Source organism: Synechococcus sp. SYN20, from assembly GCF_014279555.1.
In the GTDB taxonomy this organism is placed as follows: domain Bacteria; phylum Cyanobacteriota; class Cyanobacteriia; order PCC-6307; family Cyanobiaceae; genus Synechococcus_C.
This window is the reverse complement of record NZ_CP047959.1, coordinates 917,902-943,992: the sequence shown is the minus strand read 5'-3', so window position 1 is coordinate 943,992 and position 26,091 is coordinate 917,902. Positions and strand designations below refer to the sequence as shown.

The 26,091-nt window shown below is 53.7% G+C and carries 27 protein-coding genes; 21 read left to right on the top strand and 6 right to left on the bottom strand.

Going from position 1 to position 26,091, the window contains the following annotated elements; genetic code table 11:
* Positions 1-23 precede the first annotated feature (23 nt).
* The 5 genes from SynSYN20_RS04970 (at position 24) to SynSYN20_RS04950 (ending at position 5,407) form a co-directional block, all read left to right on the top strand.
* Positions 24-1,148, top strand: a complete 1,125-nt coding sequence (locus SynSYN20_RS04970) for a serine hydrolase (protein ID WP_186525468.1) — start codon at positions 24-26, stop codon at positions 1,146-1,148.
* A 14-nt stretch (positions 1,149-1,162) separates the two neighbouring features.
* Positions 1,163-2,551, top strand: coding sequence for a DUF3370 domain-containing protein (locus SynSYN20_RS04965; RefSeq protein WP_186524963.1), 1,389 nt, complete (start codon positions 1,163-1,165; stop codon positions 2,549-2,551).
* Positions 2,548-3,636 carry a magnesium chelatase ATPase subunit I gene (gene bchI / locus SynSYN20_RS04960; RefSeq protein WP_186524962.1) on the top strand — a complete coding sequence of 363 codons (1,089 nt, stop codon included), beginning with the start codon at positions 2,548-2,550 and terminating at the stop codon, positions 3,634-3,636. The genes SynSYN20_RS04965 and bchI overlap by 4 nt, the downstream gene beginning before the upstream one ends.
* Before the next feature lie 6 nt (positions 3,637-3,642).
* On the top strand, positions 3,643-4,125 hold the full coding sequence (ruvC, locus tag SynSYN20_RS04955; RefSeq protein WP_186524961.1) for a crossover junction endodeoxyribonuclease RuvC: 483 nt from the start codon (positions 3,643-3,645) through the stop codon (positions 4,123-4,125).
* Positions 4,126-5,056: 931 nt separating this feature from the next.
* On the top strand, positions 5,057-5,407 hold the full coding sequence (locus SynSYN20_RS04950; RefSeq protein WP_186524960.1) for a hypothetical protein: 351 nt from the start codon (positions 5,057-5,059) through the stop codon (positions 5,405-5,407).
* Between the two features lie 15 nt (positions 5,408-5,422).
* On the opposite strand, the gene SynSYN20_RS04945 is transcribed toward SynSYN20_RS04950, so the two are convergent.
* Positions 5,423-5,758 (bottom strand): hypothetical protein, encoded by a 336-nt coding sequence (locus SynSYN20_RS04945; protein WP_186524959.1) that lies wholly within the window; start codon positions 5,756-5,758, stop codon positions 5,423-5,425.
* Positions 5,759-6,061: 303 nt separating this feature from the next.
* On the opposite strand from SynSYN20_RS04945, the gene SynSYN20_RS04940 reads away from it, so the two are divergent.
* Both SynSYN20_RS04940 and SynSYN20_RS14435 read left to right on the top strand, forming a co-directional pair.
* The gene (locus SynSYN20_RS04940; RefSeq protein WP_186524958.1) at positions 6,062-7,765 is read left to right on the top strand and encodes a protein adenylyltransferase SelO family protein; all 1,704 of its coding nucleotides are present in this window, start codon (positions 6,062-6,064) and stop codon (positions 7,763-7,765) included.
* A 5-nt stretch (positions 7,766-7,770) separates the two neighbouring features.
* On the top strand, positions 7,771-8,163 hold the full coding sequence (locus SynSYN20_RS14435) for a hypothetical protein (protein WP_255476378.1): 393 nt from the start codon (positions 7,771-7,773) through the stop codon (positions 8,161-8,163).
* A gap of 42 nt (positions 8,164-8,205) precedes the next feature.
* On the opposite strand, the gene SynSYN20_RS04930 is transcribed toward SynSYN20_RS14435, so the two are convergent.
* Positions 8,206-8,472, bottom strand: a complete 267-nt coding sequence (locus tag SynSYN20_RS04930) for a hypothetical protein (protein ID WP_186524957.1) — start codon at positions 8,470-8,472, stop codon at positions 8,206-8,208.
* A gap of 1,281 nt (positions 8,473-9,753) precedes the next feature.
* Between SynSYN20_RS04930 and SynSYN20_RS04925 the strand changes: the two genes are divergently transcribed.
* The 3 genes from SynSYN20_RS04925 (at position 9,754) to SynSYN20_RS04915 (ending at position 11,514) form a co-directional block, all read left to right on the top strand.
* Positions 9,754-10,122, top strand: a complete 369-nt coding sequence (locus tag SynSYN20_RS04925) for an AbrB family transcriptional regulator (RefSeq protein ID WP_186524956.1) — start codon at positions 9,754-9,756, stop codon at positions 10,120-10,122.
* Between the two features lie 106 nt (positions 10,123-10,228).
* Entirely contained in the window at positions 10,229-10,453 is a 225-nt protein-coding gene (locus tag SynSYN20_RS04920) for a hypothetical protein (protein WP_186524955.1), read from the top strand.
* Positions 10,454-10,773: 320 nt separating this feature from the next.
* Positions 10,774-11,514 carry a carbonic anhydrase gene (locus tag SynSYN20_RS04915; protein WP_186524954.1) on the top strand — a complete coding sequence of 247 codons (741 nt, stop codon included), beginning with the start codon at positions 10,774-10,776 and terminating at the stop codon, positions 11,512-11,514.
* 262 nt (positions 11,515-11,776) lie between these two features.
* On the opposite strand, the gene SynSYN20_RS04910 is transcribed toward SynSYN20_RS04915, so the two are convergent.
* A complete protein-coding gene (locus tag SynSYN20_RS04910; RefSeq protein WP_186524953.1) occupies positions 11,777-11,998 on the bottom strand; it encodes a hypothetical protein in 222 nt (73 codons plus the stop codon).
* Between the two features lie 295 nt (positions 11,999-12,293).
* Between SynSYN20_RS04910 and SynSYN20_RS04905 the strand changes: the two genes are divergently transcribed.
* The 7 genes from SynSYN20_RS04905 (at position 12,294) to SynSYN20_RS04875 (ending at position 18,230) form a co-directional block, all read left to right on the top strand.
* Positions 12,294-12,875, top strand: coding sequence for a 5-formyltetrahydrofolate cyclo-ligase (locus tag SynSYN20_RS04905; RefSeq protein WP_255476377.1), 582 nt, complete (start codon positions 12,294-12,296; stop codon positions 12,873-12,875).
* A 42-nt stretch (positions 12,876-12,917) separates the two neighbouring features.
* Positions 12,918-13,394: a hypothetical protein gene (locus tag SynSYN20_RS04900; RefSeq protein WP_186524951.1), complete on the top strand. Its 477-nt coding sequence runs from the start codon at positions 12,918-12,920 to the stop codon at positions 13,392-13,394.
* Positions 13,395-13,402: 8 nt separating this feature from the next.
* Complete coding sequence (locus tag SynSYN20_RS04895; protein ID WP_186524950.1) at positions 13,403-13,864, top strand: SufE family protein; 462 nt, start codon at positions 13,403-13,405, stop codon at positions 13,862-13,864.
* Between the two features lie 36 nt (positions 13,865-13,900).
* Positions 13,901-15,217 carry a homoserine dehydrogenase gene (locus SynSYN20_RS04890; protein WP_186524949.1) on the top strand — a complete coding sequence of 439 codons (1,317 nt, stop codon included), beginning with the start codon at positions 13,901-13,903 and terminating at the stop codon, positions 15,215-15,217.
* 112 nt (positions 15,218-15,329) lie between these two features.
* Positions 15,330-15,575: a hypothetical protein gene (locus tag SynSYN20_RS04885; RefSeq protein ID WP_186524948.1), complete on the top strand. Its 246-nt coding sequence runs from the start codon at positions 15,330-15,332 to the stop codon at positions 15,573-15,575.
* A gap of 25 nt (positions 15,576-15,600) precedes the next feature.
* Positions 15,601-17,211 carry an ABC transporter substrate-binding protein gene (locus SynSYN20_RS04880; protein WP_186524947.1) on the top strand — a complete coding sequence of 537 codons (1,611 nt, stop codon included), beginning with the start codon at positions 15,601-15,603 and terminating at the stop codon, positions 17,209-17,211.
* Entirely contained in the window at positions 17,211-18,230 is a 1,020-nt protein-coding gene (locus SynSYN20_RS04875) for an ABC transporter permease (RefSeq protein ID WP_186524946.1), read from the top strand. Before SynSYN20_RS04880 ends, SynSYN20_RS04875 begins: the two co-directional genes overlap by 1 nt.
* Here SynSYN20_RS04875 and SynSYN20_RS04870 read toward each other — a convergent pair.
* Entirely contained in the window at positions 18,224-19,870 is a 1,647-nt protein-coding gene (locus tag SynSYN20_RS04870; RefSeq protein ID WP_186524945.1) for an alpha/beta hydrolase, read from the bottom strand. The two genes, SynSYN20_RS04875 and SynSYN20_RS04870, sit on opposite strands and share 7 nt — an antisense overlap.
* Before the next feature lie 11 nt (positions 19,871-19,881).
* Here SynSYN20_RS04870 and SynSYN20_RS04865 point away from each other — a divergent pair, with 11 nt between their 5' ends.
* From SynSYN20_RS04865 to SynSYN20_RS04855, 3 genes are read left to right on the top strand one after another with little or no spacing between them, the layout of a single operon-like run.
* Positions 19,882-21,177 carry an MFS transporter gene (locus tag SynSYN20_RS04865; RefSeq protein WP_186524944.1) on the top strand — a complete coding sequence of 432 codons (1,296 nt, stop codon included), beginning with the start codon at positions 19,882-19,884 and terminating at the stop codon, positions 21,175-21,177.
* Positions 21,143-21,823, top strand: coding sequence for a Coq4 family protein (locus SynSYN20_RS04860; RefSeq protein WP_186524943.1), 681 nt, complete (start codon positions 21,143-21,145; stop codon positions 21,821-21,823). The genes SynSYN20_RS04865 and SynSYN20_RS04860 overlap by 35 nt, the downstream gene beginning before the upstream one ends.
* A gap of 7 nt (positions 21,824-21,830) precedes the next feature.
* Positions 21,831-22,196 (top strand): hypothetical protein, encoded by a 366-nt coding sequence (locus tag SynSYN20_RS04855; RefSeq protein ID WP_186524942.1) that lies wholly within the window; start codon positions 21,831-21,833, stop codon positions 22,194-22,196.
* Between the two features lie 277 nt (positions 22,197-22,473).
* On the opposite strand, the gene SynSYN20_RS04850 is transcribed toward SynSYN20_RS04855, so the two are convergent.
* A complete protein-coding gene (locus SynSYN20_RS04850) occupies positions 22,474-22,869 on the bottom strand; it encodes a hypothetical protein (protein ID WP_255476376.1) in 396 nt (131 codons plus the stop codon).
* A gap of 764 nt (positions 22,870-23,633) precedes the next feature.
* Positions 23,634-24,725, bottom strand: coding sequence for a redox-regulated ATPase YchF (ychF, locus tag SynSYN20_RS04845; protein ID WP_186524941.1), 1,092 nt, complete (start codon positions 24,723-24,725; stop codon positions 23,634-23,636).
* A gap of 168 nt (positions 24,726-24,893) precedes the next feature.
* Here ychF and SynSYN20_RS04840 point away from each other — a divergent pair, with 168 nt between their 5' ends.
* Entirely contained in the window at positions 24,894-26,069 is a 1,176-nt protein-coding gene (locus tag SynSYN20_RS04840) for an efflux RND transporter periplasmic adaptor subunit (RefSeq protein WP_186524940.1), read from the top strand.
* Positions 26,070-26,091: the final 22 nt, after the last annotated feature.

The window sequence follows — 26,091 nt, the reverse complement described above, 5'->3', positions numbered from 1 at the left end:
CAGGCTCTCCTGCACCCCACCCCTTGGGCTCGAGTCGTTCCAGTCAACAGTCCCCTGGTTGGGGTCGTCCCCTGAGGTTGCTGGTGCGCCTGGTCCTGATGGGTGTGGGCCTTGGCGTGATCACAGGATCGGCCCTGAAGCTGGCAGGTCCTGCTGTCCAGCGCGGAGAGCTCAACCTTCCCAACTGGCTCACGCCACCCATCACACCAGCCCATAAAGACGAACAACCAGATCCAGCGGCCGCTGTGATCCATCCACCGAGCAGCACCGACACGCTGGGGCGCTTTGAAACCAAACAAGAGCTCAGCGCGTTGAGCCAACGCTGGAAGGCACTAGCAGCTCAGGATCCAGACCTCGAGGTGAGTGCCTTCATGCTGGCGCTCGATGATGGCCGCTACGCCCAGCTCAATCCAGACACGGCATTGCCAGCCGCCAGTGCCATCAAAACACCGATCTTGCTGGTTGCCCTCGAGGAAATCGATGCCGGCAGGTTGAGCTGGAATGAACCGCTCACCCTCAGCAAAACGGTGGTGGGGGGTGGCGCTGGCTGGATGGCAAGCAAACCACTGGGGACTCGTTTCCCCACCTATGAAGTGGCCACAGAAATGATTCGCGTCAGCGACAACACCGCGACGAATCTGCTAATTGAACGGGTGGGCGGTCAAGTGGATCTCAACGCCCGCTTCAACAGCCTGGGGCTCAGCGCCACCAAGGTGAACAACTGGCTTCCGGATTTAAAGGGCACCAACACCACCAGCGCCCGTGATCTCGCCAGAGCGATCGCCCTTGTCGATACCGGAGAAGCGCTCTCGATTCGCGGCCGCGACCTATTCCGAGAAGTGATGGGAACTTCCGTCACCAACCGCTTGCTCCCTGGTGGATTGCTCAAAGGTCTGGGTGGCTCCCAAGGCAAACCCGATGACAGCCTGATGATCAAGGGCTATCGGGTGTTCAACAAAACCGGTGACATCGGCATCGCTTACGCCGATGCCGGGCTGATCGAACTCCCCGATGGTCGCCGTGCCGTTGCGGCCTTTGTTGTGAAAGGTCCATTCAATGATCCCCGCTCCACGGAGCTGATCCGCAACATGGCTGCCGCCATGGCACCGGTGCTCAAACCCAAGACAGCGCCTCCACGTCAACGCTGATTCCTGTTTTCACCATGCGTCATTCCTCGCTGCTGGCCCTCGCGGCTTTCTGCCTCATCACCATCCCTGGCATGCCATCAGGTGCGGACAGCCAGGTGGAAGATCCGTTCCTACGCCAGCAGCAGCTGCGTCCACTTCCCGGCCAATTGGATGAGGTGCTGCTACTCAATGACAACAACCCCGAGCTGATCACCGGTGAAGGAGTGTTGCTCTCCACCTTTCCGGCCAACCAAGGGCTCAATGTTGCCTTGGACGGACGTTTTGATCTGTTCAGCCATCACGTGTACGCCGGCAAACCTGAGGAGCTGGCCTCCACCCTCTGGTTGGCCGTGCTTGCACAACCACTAGGAACAGAACCGGTCACGCTCGATGTGATCAGCGGCAGCACCTCGCTGTCCCAGGGCACGAAGCCAGGCCAAACAGCGGCTCCTTTCCTCCCTCTGCCCTCCCTGATGGCGGAAACCACCACGCCCATCGCCTCTGGACCAGGAAGCCGGGTCGCTGGCGACTTGCTCCGTGGGGAGCAGGCTCCTGAGCTTCCCAAGCAAATCAAGATTGACCCTGGGCATGCCAGTGCGTTGCTGGTTCTTCCGATTCCCGTGGCAGGCCTCGACCCCTTGCTCAATGGCCGAAACCTGCAGCTGAGGCTGAACAGCTCCGCACCGGTGTATGTCGCCACCGTGGCGGCCTACGGCAACAACGACACGCCACCCAGCGATCAACGCTGGAGAGCCCTGCTCAGCGCCGGAACGCGCAGCCCAAAAGAACATCAGCCCACGCCACGAGGCAGCAAGGGTCGGATGATCTATTCACGGGTAAGTGGCGTTCAAATCGGCAGCACCTGGACCGGAAGCTTGCATGATCCAGGCTCCAAAACCCTGAACATCAACGCAGCGCCGATCTCGTGGCCGATCAGCAGCCTGGAGCGAGGTGACCTGGGTACCGCTCAAGTGCAAACCGCTGAACTCAAAACATTTGACAAGGGAACGGCCTGGGCCGCGCACGGCAATTACGGCGTGGAATACGACCTCACCCTTCCGCTACACAACCCTGACAGCAGCACAAGAATGGTGGCGATCGCCCTGGAATCCCCCGACAAACGCGGCAGCAGCAACGGAAAATTGCAGTTCAAGCCTGGAAACAGCGGACCGGTCATGTTTCGCGGCCCCATTGAGGTGACAGGCCTAGATGGAGCCAACGGGCGGGCGATGGGACGGCGGCGCTTCCACCTCGTGTTGCGACGTGGGCAGGAAGGACCAGAATTAGGGACGATATCCCTGGCCCCAGGTGAGAGCCGACGGGTGCGCGTGCGACTGGTCTATCCCGCCGATGCCACACCACCGCAGGTGCTCACCGTGCTGCCTGTGAAACAATCCAATTCATCAACCGACGTTCACCCGTGAGTTCACCGCGCAAGCGCAGAGTCTTTCCCTTCACCGCCGTCATCGGCCAGCAAGAGATGAAGTTGGCGCTGCTGCTCAACGTGATCGACCCGCGCATTGGCGGCGTGATGATCATGGGAGACCGGGGAACGGGCAAATCCACAACGATCCGCGCACTGGCAGACCTATTGCCCGGCATTGAGGTGGTTGCTGGCGATTCATACAACAGCTCACCCACCGATCCCGACCTGCAAAGCAGTGACGTGAGGCAGCGCTTAGAACAAGGCGAAACCCTTGGCACGGAACAACGCCAAGTACCGATGGTGGACCTTCCCCTGGGAGCCACAGAAGATCGCCTCTGCGGCACGATCGACATCGAGAAAGCCTTGAGTGAAGGCGTTCGCGCCTTTGAGCCGGGTTTGCTCGCCAAAGCCAACCGCGGCCTGCTCTACGTCGACGAAGTCAACCTTCTCGATGATCACCTGGTGGACGTTCTGCTCGACTCCGCAGCCTCCGGCTGGAACACGGTGGAACGGGAGGGTGTCTCCGTGCGTCACCCCGCGCGCTTCGTGTTGATTGGATCGGGAAACCCAGAAGAAGGGGAGCTGCGCCCCCAGCTGCTCGATCGCTTTGGAATGAGCGTGGAGGTGCGCACCGTTCGCGATCCGCAGTTAAGAGTGCAAGTCGTGGACCAGCGCACGGCCTTCGATAGTGACCCCGATGCCTTCAGCATCAGCGTGACGGCCGGCCAAGACGCCCTACAGGCCAGGGTGGTGGAAGCGCAGCAACGCCTTGAGCAGGTCACGATTGACGATGATTTGCGCCTGAGCATTTCATCGGTCTGCGGAGAATTGGACGTGGATGGATTGCGTGGCGACATCGTGACCAACCGGGCAGCCCGTGCCCTTGCAGCCTTTGAAGGGCGAACAGAGGTCAGCGAAGACGATGTTGCCCGCGTGGTGTCTTGCTGTCTGCGTCATCGGTTGCGGAAAGATCCCCTAGAACAAATCGACTCCGGTGACCGGGTTGTGAAGGTGTTCTGCAAGGTGTTTGAGCGCAATGAATCGGACGACCGCTCTGAATTCGAACTGGCCTTGGCCAGCTAATTCCCGTTGCGGATCCTTGGCATTGATCCAGGCCTAGCTCGGGTCGGCTACGGCGTGATCGACGTTGAGCCACGCAAGGGGAGCCAGGAAGGCTCGCAACGGATGGTCGACTGCGGAATCATTCGCACCGATCCAGGCCGAAGCGAGGGAGAGCGAATGGTGGAAATTGCGCGTGATCTGCGCCAAATCATTCGCATCCATCAACCAGAACTGGCCAGCGTGGAGAAGTTTTTCTTCTACCGCTCCAGCAACACCATCGCCGTGGTGCAGGCCCGCGGGGTGCTGATCATGACGCTCACGCGCTTTGGGCTGCCGATTGTGGAATTCCCGCCGATGCAAATTAAGCAGGCATTAACGGGTCATGGCCATGCCGACAAAGACGAAGTTCTTGAAGCCGTGATGCGTGAACTCAATCTCGACACACCCCCACGACCTGATGATGCTGCCGATGCTCTAGCCGTTGCGCTGACCGCATGGTTTCAAAAGTAAATAGCGAGAAAACTGAGAAGCGAAAATCTTGCCTAGGGAAGAGGCCTAAAGAGTAAAAAAATAACGCCAATCAGGCGTTCAAACAACTCCAAAAGTCACTACAGGAGTAAAAAATTGAACTTATATATCAATACTAACGACAGCCACGCATCACCTCAAAATCTAATATTACACCGGTAAAGAGTTAAATAACACAATACACGAAGCGAATTCCTACAAGGTAGCCCATAAATACCAGTCTTTTAGTATGCTCCGAAAGGCATGGGATAACACTATTAACGACAAAAAGCCGAAATACTGAATCATTCATCGAAGATATTCAGCAATGATGATTAGGCAAAAGGAATCTAAATAAGAAATTATGCAATTAGCAAGATAGCCAACAGCATCATTGCAATTCTGCTAATGCAGTTTTTCAACCAATCCACTGATCAACAGTAAGGACTGAAGAAATGAGAGCAACGTTGAGCAGGAGAAGCAGGCCCGCGACCGAAAGAGTAATCATTGTCACATTTTGACAAATACAAAAGCCTCACTGCGAGGCGAAATCTGTAGTGAAACCAAAAATCTTGGCAGTGATAGCGAGTCCATATCAATGCAGGCCAAGGCCCTCAAGGACTCCAGACTTACAGGATCAGCATTGATGGAACGCTCAGCATGAGCTTGGATGGTCATAAGCAGCACACCGATGGCATTGCAAAATGGGACCTGACACACAAATCGGACCTGTTGTTCTCGTGGCAGCCACGGTTGTGATCATCTTCATGGCGATGGCAGCCTCCAGCACTGGAAGCTTCGAGTGCGTCGGCGCCTGCGGATAGGAAAAAGAGCGTTTGCGCTGATGCCGGAGAAACGGCAACACAGCTTGTCTTTTTAATCAGTAACCAAGAAGAAAAGCTGCTATCAATGGGGGATTGAATGCCCTGCTTCTATGAACGAGAAGATGGAACAAAGCCTGAACTGGCTTGGGCTTACCGCTGACGAACAAGCAAAGATTTACCGGAAGGTTCCAGAATCTGCAAAAGAATTTGGCGAGTTCTATCGACTCGCTGGAGAAATTTATTATGCAGGTAATGACAGCAGCTGGTTTATCACAATCCCCAATGAGTATCGAAACCTCTACCCGGATAGATTTGCATACCAAGAAGGGAGGGCAGAAGAACCAGCCTTTATCCACACACAAGTGATTGAATGCCTAACAGGCGAATTCAACGAAAATGCTGTTTTAGAAGATTATATTGGCGTCAAAAGAGAACACATAGGAGAATTCTCAATTTGCTAATTAAAAAAGCAGGATTCAGATAACTGGGAACGAGAAAACAGAAGCATCAGAGAGGGTTTTTTTAATCGATTCCAAATAAGACACATAATCCTTCATTAAGGATTCTCTTATCCAGATCGCATAGATCGTATAGCCATTTTGATCAACAGCCTTCACCCTGACACCATCAATTTGTTGACGAACCCAAGAGCCAGAGTTATTGCTTGGCTTGATAAAAGCATCAAGCTCCTCCTTCAAAATAAAGTCAATAACGAGGTTCTTTTCCACACACAGTCGTACGAATTCAACCACATCTTCAACTGATGCCAGTCGATGAAGAGTGGTAATAGCATTGGATTGGATTAAGTCCATCGTCAATGGCAGAGGCTAAAAAGCCCAAAGCTGAAGCTGAGAGCTTTTTATTATCATAATTATAGTCACTAATCGCATTTAAATCAATACAGCATGAATAAGAAAAAGAAAGTGAGCCGTAAAGGACAGCACAATCTTTGAGCAATCATGGGACGTTGGCACAAAGCATGGATTAAGGAATGGTCTCCTATCAAGCTATCAATCAATGAAAAGAGCGAGGAGTGCAATCACAAGCCAGCAGGATGAGCAGAGGAGATGCAACTAGCTATGATATTCAAAAGATGTCTGGCGCAGTCAACGAGAATGTCACTTCCTCCTAAGCAAAGTTCTAAACAATCCTTAGCCTCTTTTGATGATTTTATTCAACACTCAAATTATTCACTACTAAACACCCTTAATCCTGATCCTGAATCCACAAAAGATGGGCAAGATCATCGGCCTCGACAGGTCCGCTCTGGTCATTTTGTTCCTGTTATTCCAAAGCCCCTGGCACAACCCACCTATGTAAGCCATAGCGAAACATTATTTTGCGAACTTGGCTTGGATCAAGATCTGGCCTTCAACGAAGAGTTTAAGAAACTATTCTCGGGTGATCTTTCTGAAATGCGAGAGCCAATGCGACCTTTTGGCTGGGCCACAGGATATGCATTATCTATTTATGGAACTGAATATAATCAACAATGTCCATTTGGAAATGGCAATGGATACGGGGATGGTCGCGCTATTTCTGTTTTCGAAGGAATCCTTAAAGGTCAGCGTTGGGAGATGCAATTAAAAGGCGGTGGCCCCACTCCTTACTGCCGGGGGGCTGACGGGCGTGCCGTTCTGCGCTCAAGCGTAAGAGAGTTTCTCGCACAGGACTTGATGCATGCCCTCGGGGTACCGACGTCACGTTCTTTGACACTCTATGTCTCACAAATAGAGACCGTTAGGCGGCCTTGGTATTCAGAAAACTCCAACTCTTCTGATCCCGATATTTTAGTAGAGGATCCAGTTGCCATTTCAACCCGTGTAGCACCCTCCTTTTTACGCATTGGTCAATTGGAATTATTCGCACGACGTGCTCGAAACAGTGACCATCCAGACGTATTAAAAGAGTTACGCATGATCGTGCTGCATTTAATCGATCGAGAATACAAATCTGAAATCGATCAAACTCTAGATTTTTCTACTCAATTAATACAGTTAGCAGAGCTCTACAAAGATCGGCTCACGAACTTAGTTGCCAATTGGTTACGTATTGGTTATTGTCAAGGAAATTTCAATAGTGATAACTGCGCAGCTGGTGGCTTCACCCTCGACTATGGACCGTTTGGATTTTGTGAGGTCTTTGATCCGCGTTTCCAGCCTTGGATTGGGGGTGGCGAACACTTCTCCTTTTTTAACCAGCCTGTCGCAGCAGAAGCCAATTTTTATATGTTTTGGAAGTCCATCAGGCTACTTGTCATAGATAATGCGGCAGCTTTAGAGCAATTAGACAAGATCTGTGGTGGGTTTAAACAAAAAATCAATACCACTATTGAACAGATGTGGGCAGACAAGCTTGGCCTTACCAACTACAACGAAGTTCTGGTCAATGCGTTATTTCAGCTCATGATCCAAACCAAAGTTGATTTCACAATTTTCTTTCGTGAGCTTTGCAAGATGCCAAAGCATTGGTCTGATTTAAAAACAAGCTTTTATACATCGATCCCCACAGACCTGGAGCATCAATGGCAAGCCTGGCTTCAGAGCTGGAACGAACTCATCGGAGACAGTGAGGATCGAACCGGGATCGCGGAAAAAATGAAGCGCGTTAATCCGAAATACACCTGGCGCGAATGGCTCATTGCTCCTGCTTATCAACAAGCTAAGCAAGGCGACTATGCACTGATCAAAGAGCTGCAGGAAGTCTTTAGCTATCCCTACGACGAGCAATCAAAAGCCATCGAACAAAAGTACTACCGGCTAAAACCTGATCAGTACCTCAATGCGGGAGGAATTTCTCATTACAGCTGCTCATCATAAATTTAATGCAGCTCGTCGATTTGCAAGTTGCTCTTTCCGTCCATGAGGTTGCATGCAATCGCTTTCTCAACCGCCTCAGCCATCGACTGAACAACATGAACCCACCTGATCAACAAGGAATAGCGACAGAAGCAACAATCGAATCCATCCAGCAAGCGCTCAATGATCTTCTCCATCAGCTTGCTCCCTCTTTGAGCAAGAAAAGCGAGGCCATGGCCTCAGACCCCATCAGCAGAATTGAGTACTGCATGACGCTGGTTAAGTCGGAAGCCTCATTAGCGGCCTCTTTGATCGCAGATTGTGCGCCCCAAGGGCGCCCAATGTTGGCACAGGCCCAGCAAACACTTAAGAGCCTAGAAAGCTTGCAAAGACTGGGTAAAACAGCCATCAAAGCTTGATTCGCGGCACATCCAAACAACCTGCTTTGTTTGAAAACCTGATCACTGAGGCTCAGTGGGATACAGCTTCCACTCCGCATCGTCTGGAACGGAGGGAGGCGACAGCAAATCAGCAGGCTCCGAGAACAACACCCTCCACTCCGGCACCCTGCACGGCACATAGTCGTGATGCTCAATCCTCACGCCTCCAATCACGGAAGGAGCTCCGTACCAGCCCCCCTTCCAACTTCCCTCCGTCTTCAACGGGTCGCCCTTGAACCAAACCCAGCAACGGGCGTTGGGTTGGGTTGTGGATTTTGGTGCGGGCATTCACTCACCAGCAGAACTCAGGTTCTAATCAAATCTTGAGAAAGAAACCATCGATAAAGACTGCAACGACTTTCTCGGCCGAATATTTGCTTCATGGCATTGAGGAGAGCTCTCAGCAACAGGGCGTTGTCCATGCGCGTCAAAGAATCACGGATCGTTTTCCCCCAAGAGCTAACTCAACGCTGATCCCAAGCCTCGCTGCGTTGCTGCCAAGACTCTGAGGTGAGAAACCCCGGCAAAGACAGGGCTTGATATCAAACTAAAGATGGATTGAGGGGCTGGATCACTCGTGAGCGGTCAAGGGTCGCCTTTCGACGCAAAACCGGCCTACACCAACAACTTGATCATCTGCGCACCCTCCAGCACGACGTGATTTGCGATTTGCATCACATCGAGGTCAGTAAAAAGCTGGTCATTTCCTCAACATGCGTCAAAACCCTGCACAAGCTTGATGGCAGCCGGTGAGATCAAGTCGCTCCGACGGCTCGCTCAGCTGATAACGACTGAAACAGCTCGCAATTGAAAGTGCTGAAATCTTGAAATCCACTCACTGAATAAAAATCGTTAACGGTGGATTCCTCTGTCTGCTGTCGTGCAGCGTTAGAGCTAAGACGCACGATCTCATCAAGCTTTTGTGGTAAAGCATCAAGCGACAGCACAAACCTCAGCGCATCAATATTGACTTCAAAAAAGGCAGAGGCTGACTTAGTGCTGCACTGTCTTTACCGTTGCGATACGCAAGCAATAAGCAATGGATTCGCGAGGCCTGCTTAATCCAATGGCTTGAACTGGCCTGGTGAGCTGCATTCTGAGGCTGGATTGATCTCAGGAGATCAAGCTGCTGCAGGGCCCGTTGGTATTAACAGCCGCTCACCTGAGCACAACCGAGGCAACCACCAAGTTGACAACCTTCTTAGTAGTCAATACAAGCCGAAACCATTCGACGAGCTTGTTTATCCCATGGATCTTCGGCACAAGGAACGACCACATCAGCTCCTCAGCATATGGATGTAAGACACGCTGCTGGATCAGACCGCAAATGAGCCAGGCAGCACAAGATCTCCATCTGACTCTTCTCTAGGGATAGAGCATTATCACCAAACTCTCAAAAGCCCTGCGGCACCTTGTGAAAGTGAGTCAGAGCATCCCTGTTGCTGAAGAATTATTGAATCGGAATCGTTTTCTGACAGAGAAAGAGGCAAGAGGAAAGGCAACTGATATGGGCAAATAGTTGACTAGTAGGCATGGAGTTTGTTAGTAATAGTGAAACGCAAGTTTCAAATGCTCACCGGTTCCGACCTGCTCACCAAGGTAAAAGACCTTGGAGATGTATCCAAGACTGATCTCGCCACAGCATGTGGCTACGTCTCTAAAAAGAAAGACGGCAGTGACCGGGTCAATTTCACCGCCTTTTATGAAGCTCTCCTCAATGCCAAAGGCATTGACCTCGGCGGCGGAAACGCTGGCGTTGGTAAAGGCGGACGCAAGCTTTCTTACGTTGCAACAGTTCAGGGCAACGGCAATCTGCTGATCGGCAAGGCTTACACCGCCATGCTCGATCTCCAAGTTGGTGACGAATTCACCATCAAGCTTGGCAAAAAAGCGATTCGCTTGATTCCTGTGGGTGGTGAGGAAGAAGGCGACGAGTGAGTCCTTCTCCTATCGATTGAGTTAAGCCCCGCCACCAGCGGGGTTTTTTATTGCCCAGCACTGAAGAGATCAGCCGAGTAGAACGTCAAGATGACGTAAAGGTGCAATGACCAGGGTCGAAGAAACTGCGATCAACCTCACCGTGCAGTGGCTTCAAAACAATGGATACGAGAGCGCCGATGACTATTTACAGACCGGCGGAAATCTTGTGCAGCTCGCAGAAGATCTTTATCACAAGGAAACACAGGGAGATCTGCAATGTGTATGGGGTGACCGAAAACGACGCGATGGATTTGCTGGTTCGCTGTATCTCGCCGCAGAATCGATCTAAAAGCTCCCTACATCTGTAAGCGGGCCAGCGCGCGGAATCGATTAGTCAAAGGCTTATCAACCAAAGGAGCACAGACTCAAATCGGTGCTCATCATGAAGAAATTATGGAAGGGATCGCTCAGGCTGATATTTGGCATCGGTCGATCGAGAGAAGGGCTTCACGCTCACAAATTGGTGCTGAGCATCAGCGCGCAAACCAACCTGGCTGCAATCAGTCCCTCTAACAGCTAGGAATGAGAGGCCTGTCTAAACTTTTCAAATCGTTTTCACTGGGTCTTGACCAGCATCCTGGGAATTGAGTCTCACTTCAAGCAGGTTTCGTGACACTCAATCGACGCTCTTTTTTGTTTCGTAGTGGCCTAAACGCGTTTGGTCTCGCGGCTGCGCTGCAGTTGATCAAGCCGGCTAAGGCCGAAGCAGCGGTTCTAGCGCAGAAGGAATCAGCCCAATCCTGCCGGCCAGACGATTCACTCACGGCCCTGATCGATGGAAATGCGCGGTTTGCAGCAGCTTGGCAAGCGAAGAACAAGGCCACGAGTTTGAACGAACGTGCCCAAGTGATGTCCAACCTTTGGTTAGACAATTGCTTCCTTCCTTCCAGCGTTCTGGAAGAGTCTCAATCCCCTTGGGCTTCCATCATCAGCTGCGCCGACTCCAGAGTTGCTCCGGAATGGATTTTTGATGCTGCTGCTGGTGATTTGTTTGTTGTGCGTAGCGCAGGAAACACTCCTTTTGACGAGGGAATTGCCTCTCTCGAGTTTGGCGTTGCAGTCTTAAAAACGCCCTTGATCTTGGTTTTGGGCCACAGCAATTGTGGCGCTGTTCAAGCCGCTCGAGCGAATAAAACACTCACGCCACTCTTCGATCAGCTCATCAAACCGATTCGAGCCAATTTATTCCCAGGAGACACCTTGACGAACGCCATCAAGAACAATGCCAGTGCAACGGCTCAACAACTCACGACACGCAGCGACGTTTTGGCTAACGCAGTTCAATCAGGAGATCTTCAAATCTTGGCCGGGTATTTCGATATTGCCTCCGGAAAGGTCTCCATCGTCTGAGTTGAAGATAGTAAAAACATTGACCTCACTCCTCAAGAACTCATTGCTGCACTGCTTTTATGGGAAACAAGCAAGGCCGATGGGTAAGAGAAAAGTCATTAACTAACGAGTACAGAGCTCTTGACTGAGTCCCTTGCAATCGATCCTCACAAGAACTTGATGAACAGAGACCAGGGCAATCATTTGGTGACCCGGTTTGCCTTCGATCGACATACCAAACCACCCAGAAGAAAATCAAGAATGGACGTGAAAGCCACGCTGATTATTGAGCCCAATGCACTGAGCATTGAAACCGATAGGTAAAGGCACCAACACCAATTTCTTTGCAGGTGGTATCCACAACTGTTGCGCCCTTGGGGACGCTGCGCATCGCTTGAGCCGTTGCCATCTGTTCATTCACACCCTGGGCGGTCGACGTGCCCTTCTCAGCTGCAGCCATAGGCAAGGCCAGCAACAGAGATGCACAAAAGAAAAAAACTCTCATCAATCAAAGCAGCGTGTTATTCACGTTTTAGACAAAGAGAAGACACAACAGGAACGATCATCATGCAGCGCAACGATCAAGTCTTCAAGGCCACCGTTCTTCAGCGCTTTCTTTCAACCTCCCAGGTCTGAAGATGCTTGTTTGCATAAGCATTGAGCTGCTTCAGCCAAGTTTTGACCTTGTCCATCAGTTCTCATTTTTTGATAAAGCGAAGTTACTTCAGACATCACCCTTTCGACCCAGACCATGGCCAGACCCAGATCGCTCTCACAAACTGATTAAAAGTGGCTTCAAAGTGGTTGCGACAAAAGAGGCCCTGAGATCTGAATACCGCCGCATACGCCATGGGCTGATGCCAAAGCTGAATGCCTCACTGGTAGAGAGCGTGCTTGCCCATCTGAACGCCCAGGGGCCTCCTCACCACCATGGGGCCATCGGAATCACCTGGCCCCTTGCGGGGGAACCCGATTTACGCCTGTTGGCCGAACTGCAGCCTGCACCCCTTGCCCTGCCTGCAACGGCAGCGGATTACAGCGTGACTTATCACGCTTGGAGAGAGGCCCCATCGCCAAGAGAGCTTCGCGGCGATGCCTTTTCTATTCCCGCCCCACTCACATCACCAGCGTTAAAACCCACCGAACTCTCCCTCTTGCTGATTCCAGGCCTTGCCGTCGATCGAAACGGCATGCGCCTGGGCTACGGAGGCGGTTGCTATGACCGCTTGCTCAGTCAACCTGGGTGGTCAACGCTGCCGACGTTTGCCGTCTTACCTGAGGCGTGCGTCCATCCCACCTTGCTACCGGCAGAACCCTGGGATCAGCCCTTGGATGGATGGATCACCGAACAAGGCTGCCGCTTGCGTAGGGCTAGCCATTAGAGCGAATGTTCTGCAAGATGAAATTCTTCTAAGCCCGCTGCCATGACCGTGTTTTCACGCCGCCTGCTGGTCACCTGTACCGCTTTAGGTCTGGCAGTCATGGCAGGCCAGCAGGCGCAGGCCCATGGAATTGAAAGCTCACTGCGCTATCTCGATGGCCAATTAGAGCTCAGTAGCAGCTTCTCCACAGGTGAGCCAGTTGAAGGTGCCGCTGTGCGTCTGCTCAATGCCGATGGAACACCTGGAGAGGAACTCGGTGAGATCGGAGCGAATGGACAACTGGTCTTAACACTTCCAGACCTGGTTGAAGGCGTCTTGGATTTGCAAGTGGATGGTGGCCCCGGACATCGCGACTATTTGGAATTACCGATTCGACAGGGCAGCGTCTTGCTGGACGAGGTGGTGCAAACCCAAAACCAATTCACCGCGCTGTCGGCTTTCGCCTGGCTGGGGGCACCTGCCCTGCTCGGACTTACAGGCCTGATGGTTAAGGTGCGCCAACCCAGCCTGAATCGCTGAAACCGTCCATGGCAGACCCCTGCTGCTCCTCGAGCCAATACGGAAGCGAGGAGCTAGACCGCCTGGCAGATCGACTTAGCGGCACGCCAGACCCACGCAAGCGTTACGAGTACGTGCTCTGGCTGGCCAAAAAGCTCCCCGTGATGCCCGCAGAACTCCAAACCGAAGACCGCAAGGTTCAAGGTTGCGTGTCTCAAGTGTTTATTCATGCCGCTCTCCAGGACAACCACGTGTGCTGGCAAGGAGAGTCCGATGCCTTGATCACCAAAGGGCTACTTGCCTTACTGATCAAAGGAATGAGTGATCTCACTCCAGATCAAGTTCTCGCCGTCAATCCCGACTTCATTTCCGCTACTGGCTTGCAAGCAAGCCTGACGCCCTCAAGAGCCAACGGCTTTTTGAACATTCTGCGAGCGATGCAATCCCAGGCTCATGCCCTAAAAAACACCGATGACGCTATGGATTCATAGAGTCTGCTGATCAGCGACACAAACGGAACCTGTTCAATGTCCACCCGGATCGGAATTGGCCTTCTCGGTCTCGGCACTGTGGGTGCCGGAGTCGCAAGCATTCTCCAGACGCCAGAAGGGAGACACCCTCTGATTGCTGATCTGGATCTGGTCCGTATAGCGGTAAGAGATCGAAACCGCACGCGGCCCATTGCTCTAGACGAGAGCATCCTCACCACATCCCCTGAAGCCGTCGTCGACGACCCAGCCGTGGACGTGGTGGTGGAAGTGATGGGAGGCATCGAGCCAGCTCGCACCCTGATCATGCGTGCGATTGCTGCTGGCAAGTCGGTTGTGACCGCCAACAAGTCTGTCATCGCCAGGCATGGCGAAGAGATTGCCGCAGCCGCAGCCGCCGCAGGTGTTTACGTGCTGATTGAAGCCGCCGTTGGCGGCGGGATTCCGATCATTGAGCCGCTCAAGCAATCGCTCGGCAGCAACCGCATTCAACGCGTGAGCGGAATTATCAATGGCACCACGAATTACATCCTGAGTCGGATGGCTGAGGAGGGTGCTGATTACAACGCTGTCCTGCGCGACGCCCAGGATCTGGGTTATGCCGAAGCCGACCCAGCCGCAGATGTGGAAGGGCTCGATGCCGCCGACAAAATCGCCATCCTGTCCGGATTGGCCTTCGGGGGGCCGATTGATCGCAACGGCATCTACACGGCAGGGATCAGCACGCTGCAAAGCAGAGACGTGGATTACGCCACCCAGTTGGGCTACGGCGTGAAGCTGCTTGCCGTGGCCGAAAGCATGGAACCCGACCCCAGCCATCCCACATCGCTGCCTCTGGCGGTGAGCGTTCAACCCACCCTGGTCCCCAATGACCACCCCCTCGCCGGGGTGAATGGGGTGAACAACGCGATTTTGGTTGAAGGTGATCCGATCGGAAGGGTGATGTTTTACGGACCTGGCGCTGGCTCAGGACCGACCGCTTCGGCCGTGGTGGCCGACATCCTCAACATTGCTGGCATTCGCCAACTCAAACCAGCAGACGGAAACCTCGACCCCCTGCTTGCAGCCTCCAGCTGGCGCGCTTGCCACCTGGCCAACAAGGAGCAAACAAGCCAGCGAAACTATGTGCGTTTCAAAACAGAAAATGCGCCAGGCGTGATCGGCCGCATCGGCAGCTGCTTCGGCGATCACAACGTCTCTATTCAATCCATCGTTCAGCTCGAAGCCAGTGATGCGGGAGCTGAAATCGTTGTGATCACGCACGTTGTTGGCAATGGGCAAATGAGTGCGGCGCTCAAAGCCATTCATGCCATTGAGGGGGTTCTAAGCCTGGATGCCCATCTCGGCTGTCTTTGAGCAGGTTCAGATCACCAACGCACCCCTGGCGGTGGAGCCCCGAGATAAGGCAAAGTTGTAAGAACTATCACAGAGCAAATCTGCGTTTGCAGATCTGTGCTCTCAACCGTTCATGTCGAACGAACTGACACTCACCTTGGGATCACACTGCGATCAGCAGAGTGCTCGGTCTGTCATGACGCTTCATCAAGGTGACTGCATCAAGCTCCGCTCTGGAGAAGGTCCATTTCAAGTGATCGGCATCGATGACGACCATGACCGGTGTTGGATTCGCCAATGGCCTCTCGATCCCCACGGTTGCCCCGTGTTTGAAGTCGCTCTTGAACAGATCTCAACCCTTACAGAAGAGTTCGAATAATTACGGCAGAGCCTTAAGGGTTTGAATGGCGGTTGATCTCAAGAATCGCTGCGTGACTGATCGCCGTCGCTCCCGCCTTCAGGCCAGCGTGTTGATCGGCTTCGTCCTTGCCTTCAGCCAAAGCGCCTGCCAGCCCAAACGCCAAAGCGAGCGCCTCACGGTGGCAAGCGCCGGACGCATCTCCTCCCTTGATCCAGCACTGGCGAGCACGACAGGGGTCTTGCAAGTTTTGAGCGCTCTCGGCGACACGCTTTACATCCGAGGCACCAAAGGAAAGCTTCAGCCCCAATTGGCTGCATCCAAGCCTCAGTTCAGTGATGACGGACTCAGCCTGACCATCCCTCTACGCCGAGATGTGCTGTTCCACGACGGCACTCGCTTTGACGCAAAAGCGATGGCCTTCAGCTTGAAGCGCTTCCTTCGCATCGGCTCCCAGCGCTATTTACTGAACGATCGCATTGCAGCGATCGATGCACCCAGCCCGTTTGAACTGCGCCTGCGGCTCAAGCAGCCCTCCAGCTCGATCGAAAGCCTGCTGACCTCCCCCTATCTCACCCCCGTCTCCCCAAAGGCCTACGCCGACCATGCCGATCGCTTCCTCAATGATCGATTTGTAGGAACGGGGCCCTACGTCCTCAACAGCTTTCGCAACACCCAACAACGTCTTCTGCCCTTCCGCAACTACTGGGGAGCAACACCAAAAAATGTTGGTCTCGACCTCATCAATCTCAGCAATTCCACAGCACTGTTTGGAGCCCTGATCAGCGGCGAGGTGGATGTATTGCTCTCCAACTCCATCGATGAAGATCAAAAACGAGCCCTAAGCGAACGGGCAGATAAGGCCCTGCTGCTCGAGAGCAAAGGTCCGGCCATGAACATCACCTTTGTGACTCTGCGCACCAATAGTCCGCCGCTGCAACGTCAAACCGTGCGTCGGGCCCTTGCCCACAGCCTGGATCGCCGCTTGATCAGCGCCCGCGTGAGCTACACCCAAAGAGAGCCCTTACGGTCCCTCATTCCCCCCAGTTTGCGGGGAGGAAAAACCGAGCCCTGGCCCGCCTACAACCTCGCCACAGCCCGCCAGTTGTATCGAGAAGCCGGGTACTGCACAGGGCGTCGCCTGCAAGTCCCATTCACGTTTCGCACCAACGTTCCCTCCGATCGTTTGATGGCTCTCACCTGGCAAGCGCAGCTGAAACGCGATCTGCCCGATTGCGTCCAGATGACCCTCAACGGCGTGGAGTCCACCACGGTGTATAAACAGCTCAGCGAAGGATCGTTCGAAGCCGTGATTCTTGACTGGGGTGGCTCCTATCCAGATCCTGAGGCCTATCTCTCCCCCTTGCTCAGCTGCAAGCGCTCGGAAGGGAATATCTGCAAGGAGGGTGAGGCCGTGGATGGAGGCACCTTCTGGACCGAACCAGGGCTACAAGCAGCGTTAAGCCGTAGTGACAGCCTTCAGGGCAAGGCACGTCTACAAGAACTGAGAGCCGTGGATGCAATGGCAGCAGAAGGAGCTCCTTACCTCCCGGTCTGGGTTGTGGCTCCAAAAGCCTGGGCTCAGCTTCGTTTAAGTGCTCCGATCTTTAATGGCAACGGGCTCGTGGATCTGGCCCAACTGGGAGAGCGACGCTAATGGCACGAGGAAGGGAGCTTTTCCGCTATTGCGCAACCCGACTCGCCCTCGCGCCGCTCATGCTTTGGCTGATCGCCAGCCTGGTCTTTCTGCTCCTGCGTGTCGCGCCGGGAGACCCGGTGGATGCAGTACTCGGAAGCAGGGCCCCAGAAGCCGCTAAAGCCGCTCTGAGAAGCAGCCTGGGCCTCGATCAATCGCTCTGGAATCAATATTTTGATTTTCTCAGCAAGCTGGTTCATGGAGATTTAGGCAATGCACTGATTAATAACGAGTCGGTGCGTTCGATCATCAGCAAAACGCTCCCGGCAAGCCTGGAGCTTGGGATCACCGCCTTGATCATCGCGGCCGTTCTGGGCTTGGCCGTGGGGTTTAGCGGGATTGCCAGGCCCGAGGGGAAATTTGACTTCGCCGGCCGCTTTTACGGCATTGGCACCTACGCATTACCCCCATTTTGGGCGGCGATGCTCATCCAACTCGTGTTTGCGGTCATGCTCGGCTGGCTGCCCGTTGGCGGCAGATTCCCTCCCAGCTTGATCCCCCCAGAAGGCAGCGGCTTTCTGATCTTTGACAGCGTGATCAGCGGCAATTGGGCTGCATTGCAAGGAAGCGTTCGGCACCTCGTGCTGCCGGCCTGCACCTTGGGGCTCCTTTTGAGCGGCGTGTTCACGAACGCCCTACGGCTCAATCTGAACCGCACCTTGAAATCGGATTATGTGGAATCGGCGAGGAGCCGTGGACTGAGCGAAGTCCAGGTCGTACTGCGCCACGCCTTGCCCAATGCTCTGCTGCCCGTGCTCACGATTGCAGGCATCACGGTGGCATCACTCATCGGTGGGGCACTACTCATTGAAGTGACCTTCTCCTGGCCAGGCATTGCCATGAGCCTTTACGAGAGCATCAACCAACGCGATTACCCGGTTGTCCAAGGCATCGTTGTGGCCATCGCCGCCCTCGTCGTGATGGTGAGCGTGGCGGTCGATCTCTTGGTGGCCGTGCTCGATCCACGCATCCGTTATTGATGTACCAGGGCTGAGGCCGCTTCGCGATCGAGCCGATGAAGATGAAGCTCTCCCCGCTTCAAATGCAGCGTCTTGGCAGCGGTTCGCTGCTCACCATTGCTCTGTTCTTGATCCACTAAAAACTGCACCACTTCCTGCTCCAACAGCGCTTGCACCTGGAGCGGCTGCACACCCACGAGCTCTTCTCCCAGCTGAAAGAGATCCTCACCTCGTCCGCCTTGCCTCTGCCCCTCAACGCGTACGGGTGAGAAATGACTTGCTCCCTCCACAAGCACAACGCGGCTGGAAGGATCCGCAGGCATCGCCAATAACAACCCCAACTGTTCGCTGATCGGCGGCGTGATCAGATCGAGGGTGCCGCCAGTCAATAAGACAGGCACTTTGACGGTTTTCGAAAGAGAGCCAGCAGGCCAGAGCAGGCTGCCAAAACTGTTGAAGCCAATCACAGCCGACAAACCCTTGGGTGCGACTTGCTTTGGCAACGAAACATCCACCAACTGACACTGCAACAGTCGTGACAAGTTGCTGAGCGGCAGATCACGCAAAACCGAAGTACAACGCCGTGCAAGACCTCGAGCAGGACTGGCACCGGTTGACAGCAACGCACTGAAGGCACCCAGGGAGTGGCCAGCCAGGACCAAGCGTTGACCCGGCACCTGAAACACACCCTGCTCGCGGGCCTTCAGCAGGGCATCAAGATCTTTCAGCCGAGCGGGAAGAACTTCCGCACCGGGAGGGGAGAGACGCCCTTCCAATAGCCCCTGGACCGCTTCGTCATCGCTGCCAGGGTGCTCTGGAACCAAGACGGCCCAGCCGCGACGACTCAGGCCGCGGCCCAGCCAACGGAAATGATCTGGGCTTCCGCCTAATCCAGGCATCAGCACCATCCATTGCTCGCGCTTTGGCGCCCCCTCCACAGGCAACCAGAGCTGAAACCCCAATGGCTCCTCGCGATGAGGAACCGCCAAAGACATCAAGCGCGGTTCCAAAAACGAGTCGGCGTCCTGAGGAAAGACGGCAGCAGGCTCAGAAACTGTGGCCGTCAGTGGAGAGCGATCCAGGCTGCGCACCAACTGTTGTTGGCGCTCCAGTTGCATCCGCCAACTGGATGCCAGCTCGAGCAAGAGATCGAGATCAAGACGAACGCGTTCAGCAGGCAAAGCCTCGAGCAAATCCAAGCTGGAGACCTGCTGCTGTCGAGTTAAAAGGTCGTTGATCGTTTGACGCACAATCACCCCCTCCGTGTCGTCGTCGACCCGCACCAAATCAGCAATTTGATCCAACAATTGCCGGCCAGCCCAGCTGTTCAAGAGCTGGCGCGCCATGCTGCGATCCAGGATCACAGGAGCCTGAAGCAGCTCCAAAACGCCTGCTCGACTCTCGGGCGCCAACAACGAAAACCAAGTACTGAGTTCGGAGCGGTGACGTCCATCAGACCGCGCCCATTTCGCCAGATCACCAATGGAAAAGGGAATTACCGTGCCATCGATCTGCACTTCCAGCTGAGAAGCAGCCCACAACGGACGCGGTGAGATGCCAAAAAACAGCAGACTGCATACACAACCTGCAGCTAATCGCAGTCCTGTTGAGCGTCTTCGCAAGGCCAAGACCAGTCCACTGGTGGAACCAGTTTCCCGCACCTTTGCAAGAAGTGGCGTTCATTCGCCTGCTCGCCTCTTTTGGAGCGGGTGGTGTCATCTATCTGACACCGATTGTGTTTCACCAGGCCAGCTTCACGGCAGTGCAAGTGAGTCAAGGGTTAGCGGCCTCTGCCTTGATCGGCACGGTGGCGAGGCTGCTGAGTGGTGTCTTGCTGGACCGCGGGCTGACCTGCTCATGGCCAGTCCGAGCGGCTGCCCTACTCGCCTTGATGGCGGATTTAGTGCTGTTTCAGGCCACAGGCTTCAACGGATACCTCGTTGGACAGTTGCTGATCGGTTTGGCGGCCGGCCTTTATTTCCCTGCGATTGAATTGGCCGTTCCCTTGAGCTGCAGCGGTTTCAATTCCAGCCGCGGATACGCTCTCGCGCGCAGCGCCGACGCCTTGGGAGTCGCCACTGGCGCCTTACTTGGTGCGGTGTTGTCCTCCATGGAGATGATCCGGATGGTCTACGCGGTGGAGGCCGCGGCCGTGTTGAGCATGCTCGTGGTGTTGTTGCTCACGCCGCTACCAGATGGACGGGCAGCGCTATTGCATGCCAGCGCCGCGACAACCAACAACCACAAACTCAAGGCTGAGTCGGCGCCGAACGGAGACACCAAGTCAGAAGCTAAAACCAACCAAGAGGCAGACTGGCGCTGGCTTCTGCCCCTCATTCCAGTGCTGGTTGTGAGCGTTATCGCCACTGGAATTGTTTCTTTAATGCAAAGCGCCCTCCCCCTCGACATGGTGCGAGGGGGACTGGCGCGCGCACCGCTGAGCGAAACGTCCAGCGGCGGCTTAATTGCTTGGCAGCTTCTTCTGTTGATGGTGCTTCAGTGGCCCATCGGCAACTGGGTTGCAAAGCGAAGTTTGCGGTTTGGGCTCGGCATGGGTCTGCTCGGATTCATTACAGGCTGCCTCCTGTTGGCTGGGTCCGCGCTTTGGTCGGGAGGCAGCAGCCTGATTGCGCTTGCGATGGTTCCGATCGCCTTTGGAGAGGCGGCTTTTTTACCTACTGCGGCAGAGGCCATGGTGGAAGAGACACCACTCCAACATCGCGGTTTAGCGATGGCCTTGTTCTCGCAGTGCTTTGCGATCAGTGCCATCGCAGCTCCTCTGCTTGCAGGTGTCCTTCTCGACCACCAGGGTCACGGCTTGGTGCTTTGGTTGTTGATGGCTGGCACCTGTTTAGCGGTGGTGCCCCTTTTGAAGGCCATCCGTCCCCGCTACAAGCCAAATTTGAGTGCGAGTCCGGTTGAGGAACCCTTAGATGCCACGAACCCTCGAACTGCTTCGCTCCATTAAAAATTTGCGCATCCTGCGCGAGATTGCTGTCACCGAAGGTGCACTCAATGGGGTGGGTGACCTGATCGACAACTTCCTCGACAGTGAGGCTATGGACTTTTCGATCGCGCGCTTTAAGGCTTTACCTGGCGGTGCCGAGATGATGGACCAGCGATTCCCAGCCTTTCAACCAAACATTGAGACGCTGGAGTTGCTTCCGGAAGGAACACTGGGCCGGGCCTATGCGGGAATGATTCGCCGATTGAATTACGACGCTGAGTTTTTTCGTCCTCGAGACACGAGCACAGAAGCCCTTTGGCTCACCCAACGCATCGCTACCACCCACGACATCCATCACGTGATCGCTGGGCTCAACACCCAATCGCAGGGGGAGTCTGCCGTGTTGGCGATCACCGCCACCCAGATTGGCTTCCCCGCTTATGTGCTCCTCAATCTTCTGGCCAGCTTTAAGGCTTTCCGTTTTCAACCCACTGACCACGAAGCAATCAGTCGCGCCATTGCGCACGGACAGCGCGTCGGCCTGCAGGCCAAGCCCCTCGTCTTACAGCGCTGGGAGGAAGGCTGGGAGAAACCTCTGAGCCAATGGCGCGAGGAACTCGCCATCCCGATGGCCACAGGCGAGACTTTCAGCGCGAACTATGAGTAGACCCAAGATGCCCCGCAGACATTTGCTCTGGATCAGCCTTGGTTTGATGCTGAGTCAGGCGATCGCTTGGAGTAGCGCACAAGCCCAGACCGACCAAACGTCCGAGCAAGACATGCGCCGAGGACTTGTAGGTCACTCGGCTTATGCAGCCTGCAAAATGCTTCACGCTGACTACAGCAAAGAGCGTGCTGATTTGATCGTGGAAGCAGCAATTAAAAATAACAACTGGGAGTCGCAAAAGAACTGGCTAAAATCTTCCCAAGCCACCCAAACCATCAAGCTGGTGAGCGAAGCCATGAACAAAGAATGCACAGACTTCAATCAAAACAGCACGCAGTTTGTTCCAGCGATGGAGGCGATTGAGACTCTTTGAGAAACAACTAAACAACGTTGCCATAGACAAGACTTATCTAATATTTAAATCCCAAAAGTTCGCTTCCCTTTCTTATACGGTGCTGGACTCTTGTCATGACAGCAAAGCACATAGGGCATTCCATTCGCCACCCGCTTGAATACTCAGCGCCAAAAAGCTTGAAAGAAACATGATCAACGAACCAAAGCAAAATCAAACAGCGCCATTACCGATAGCGTCAAAAGTACATTCGTGGCAACATAATTCAATGATAGGATATATATACAAGATGCTCTGATTAATCATTCAATTCAAGGAATGCAGTACTTGACCTGTATGTTGCCTCATGGATTTCCTCTGCTAGCTGCTTAATAGCAATAAGTGTCTTGCTGTCTGTATCAGCCTGCTGCTCTGCAATATTACTCTGAATATTCTGTCCAACAATGATAATTGGAAGAAGTACAAGCTGGAGAAAAGTCTGCGCTCCCCAGGAGACGATCTTCAAAGGGTCTTGCGAAGCCAATGCTTCAGGCAAAGAAATGAATGCAAGCAAGCAAAATGCATAAGCGCACCACATCGTGCCAACCTTCTCTGTAACCCAAAGAGCGATTCGCTTATTGACAGTCCTTAGTCCCATTGGATTGTTTGGTGAATGCCTAATAAAGCCTAAGCGGTAGTTGACTTCTTTAGACATTTCAAGCTTCTCTGTCTAAAGATGTAGCCCCGCCACAAGCGGGGTTTTGCTATCTACGGGATAGCAGCAATGCTGAAACTGCCTACTGCAGCTATCAACAGCAACACAAGCGAGTCATCATTTCGGTAAACAATTTACCCTCCATGCTGCGACGCCTTTCCCTAGGGCTCTTCGCTTCTGCCGTCTCTATTTCCTCCCAGCCTGTCATTGTTCAAGAAGACAGAGACGATTATCCCAAACTATATATAACTGGATCAGCTGGAGCCAATAATCCGACGACCGAACAAATACAGGAAAGGCAGGAACTTTTGAAGAATATACAAACCCTGGCTCATCGGCAGAGCTAGAACTTGGGATTGATTTTAATGGTTTAAGAGTCGAGGCGACTTACGCCATTGATGCAAGCCAATTAAGTGGTTACACCAATGTTAGAGGAATTGACTTTGACTATATTTCAGGTGGAGAAGTTCGGAAGCAATCAGTCTTCATGAGCGGATACTGGGATCTTCTGCGCAAGAAGTCCTGGACACCATATTTTGGTGCTGGAGTAGGGCATTCAGACTTAGAAGTAAGAAATTTTTCTGATCCAGGCCTCTCTTAAAACGCATTCAATCGCTCTCTCTGGAGCTATCAATGTAAAGCCGGCATGATTATTGATATTTCATCAGACTCTAAAATATTCGCTGAAGGTATTTATAGGGCAAACTCACCTTTTAACACTAACGATGACTTTAATAAAGCGAAATAACATTTAAGCTCAATAATCATACATTAAACAAAAATTCCATTACATCACCCTCAGCCACCAGATATTCCTTCCCTTCACTACGCAACCATCCCTTATTTCGAGCCTCTGAAAGGGATCCAGCCTCTAGCAACTTCTCCCAACCGATGGTTTGTGCACGGATGAATCCACGCTCAAAATCAGTGTGAATCACCCCTGCTGTTTGCGGTGCAGTCATCCCGGCACGGAATGTCCAAGCCCGCGTTTCTTTTTCACCCGTCGTGAAGTAAGTACGTAAACCCAAGAGTCGATAGGTGGCACGAATGAGACTGCGCAAGCCTCCTTCACTCACACCAAGACCCTGCAAATAATCAGCACATTCTTCTTCGCCCAACTCAACCAACTCGGCCTCCACCTGCGCTGAAATACGCACGGACTCAGCACCTTCTTTCTCTGCAAGGGCCGCAACTTCTTCGCAGTAGCCATTGCCCGCGGCCAAATCGTCTTCGCTTACATTGGTGGCGTAAATGATCGGCTTCGCGGTGAGCAGTCCGAGCGGTTTGATCATCAGGGCCTCTTCATCCGTCAGCTCGATGCTGCGGGCAGCACCACCGGCTTCGAGCACCTCTTGGATGCGCGCGAGCGCCCCATCTTCCACCTGAGCTTCCTTGCTCGTACGCATTTGTTTCTTCAGCCGCTCACGCCGCTTCTCGATCTGAGAAAGATCGGCCAAGCCAAGTTCAAGGTTGATCACCTCGGCATCGCGAGCCGGCCCCACTGATCCAGACACGTGAATCACATCGTCGTCTTCAAAGCAGCGCACCACGTGAACAATCGCGTCGACCTCACGAATGTTGGAGAGGAACTTATTGCCCAAGCCTTCGCCTTGACTGGCACCCTTCACCAAACCGGCGATATCAACGAACTCCATCCGCGTGGGGATGAGCTCTTTGCTCTTGCTGAGGTCAGACAGCTTCTGGAGGCGGTCATCGGGAACCGCCACCGTTCCCACATTTGGCTCAATCGTGCAGAACGGAAAGTTCGCAGCCTGAGCTTGCGCGTTGGCCACGAGGGCATTGAACAAGGTGGATTTGCCGACGTTGGGCAATCCGACGATTCCAGCTTTAAGCATGTAGGCAAATCTATCCACCGACCCTCAACCGCTTCTGCGCCCAATAACCCCGAAAAACACACGCTGACGTCTCAATTGCGTGACTTTGGCGTGCAAATTCCAAGCTGGCACGTCAATTTACCTATCCACAGGCGAGACTATCTATGAAGTTCTGATACAAGCGATGTCATGGTCAGCCAACAACGGCAAACCCCATTACTCGCCAAGGACCATAACTTGACCTCTCCTAGTCGCTTCAGTGCAGATCGACGACGACGCAAACGCTTGCTGATTGCTGGCGTCGCTGCAGCGGTTGTGGGCGGCGGAAGTTTGATGTGGATGCTGAACAGCAGCCTCAGCTCAAATCGCGATCCATCCGACTACACAATTGAAGCCACCCGTGGCTCTCTTCCTGGTGTTGTCACCGCGAGTGGGGAGCTAGAAGCGATTCGCCGCGTGAATGTGAGCCCAAAGCGGCAGGGCTTGCTCGAAGCCTTGCTCGTTGACGAAGGGGACCGCGTTGAGCAGGGGCAGGTGCTGGCCCGCATGGACCGAGGTGACTTTCAGGACCGTATGGATGAACTCCTGGCTAAGGCACGTCAAGCAAAAGCCGATTACGAAGCCAAAGCCTCTGACTACAGACGACGTCAGGCTTTATTCGCTAGTGGAGTAATTAGTGCAGTCGATCGGGATGAATATCGTGCCCGCTATCTCAGTAGCAAAGCCAATTTTGAAGCGGCCCAGGAACGAATTCAACAACGAGATGTGGAGGGTAGTGAACTCCTTGTTAGGGCTCCGTTCAACGGGGTGATTACGGAGCGATACGCCGAACCAGGATCCTTCGTTACACCCACCACAACTGCCTCCACCTCAGCAGGGGCCACCAGCTCTTCCATTGTTGAGCTCTCCCAAGGCCTTGAAGTCACCGCAAAAGTGCCTGAAAGTGATCTCAGCCGTATCAAAATTGGCCAGGCTGCCAACGTCCGCGTTGATGCCTTCCCTGATCAAAGCTTTGCCGCAGAAGTACGCGACATCGCACCGCGCGCTGAAAAAACTAACAACGTGATCTCATTTGAGGTGGAACTCACCCTTCTGAATCCGCCTCCCATCCTGCGTATCGGCATGACCGCAGACGTGAACTTTCAAACCGGACGTACCGCAGAGAGCACCTTGGTACCAACCGTGGCGATCGTGACGGAAGACGGCAAACCAGGCGTTTTGCTCGTGGGGAAGAACGACCAACCCACATTCCAGGCCATCGAACTAGGCGCCAGCGGTGGCAGCCAGAGTGCGATTCTCTCGGGAGTGAAACCGGGAACGCGGGTGTTCATCGACTTGCCGCCTTGGGCGAAACAGCGCGACTAATCCAGCCCACCCCTGCCGAAAC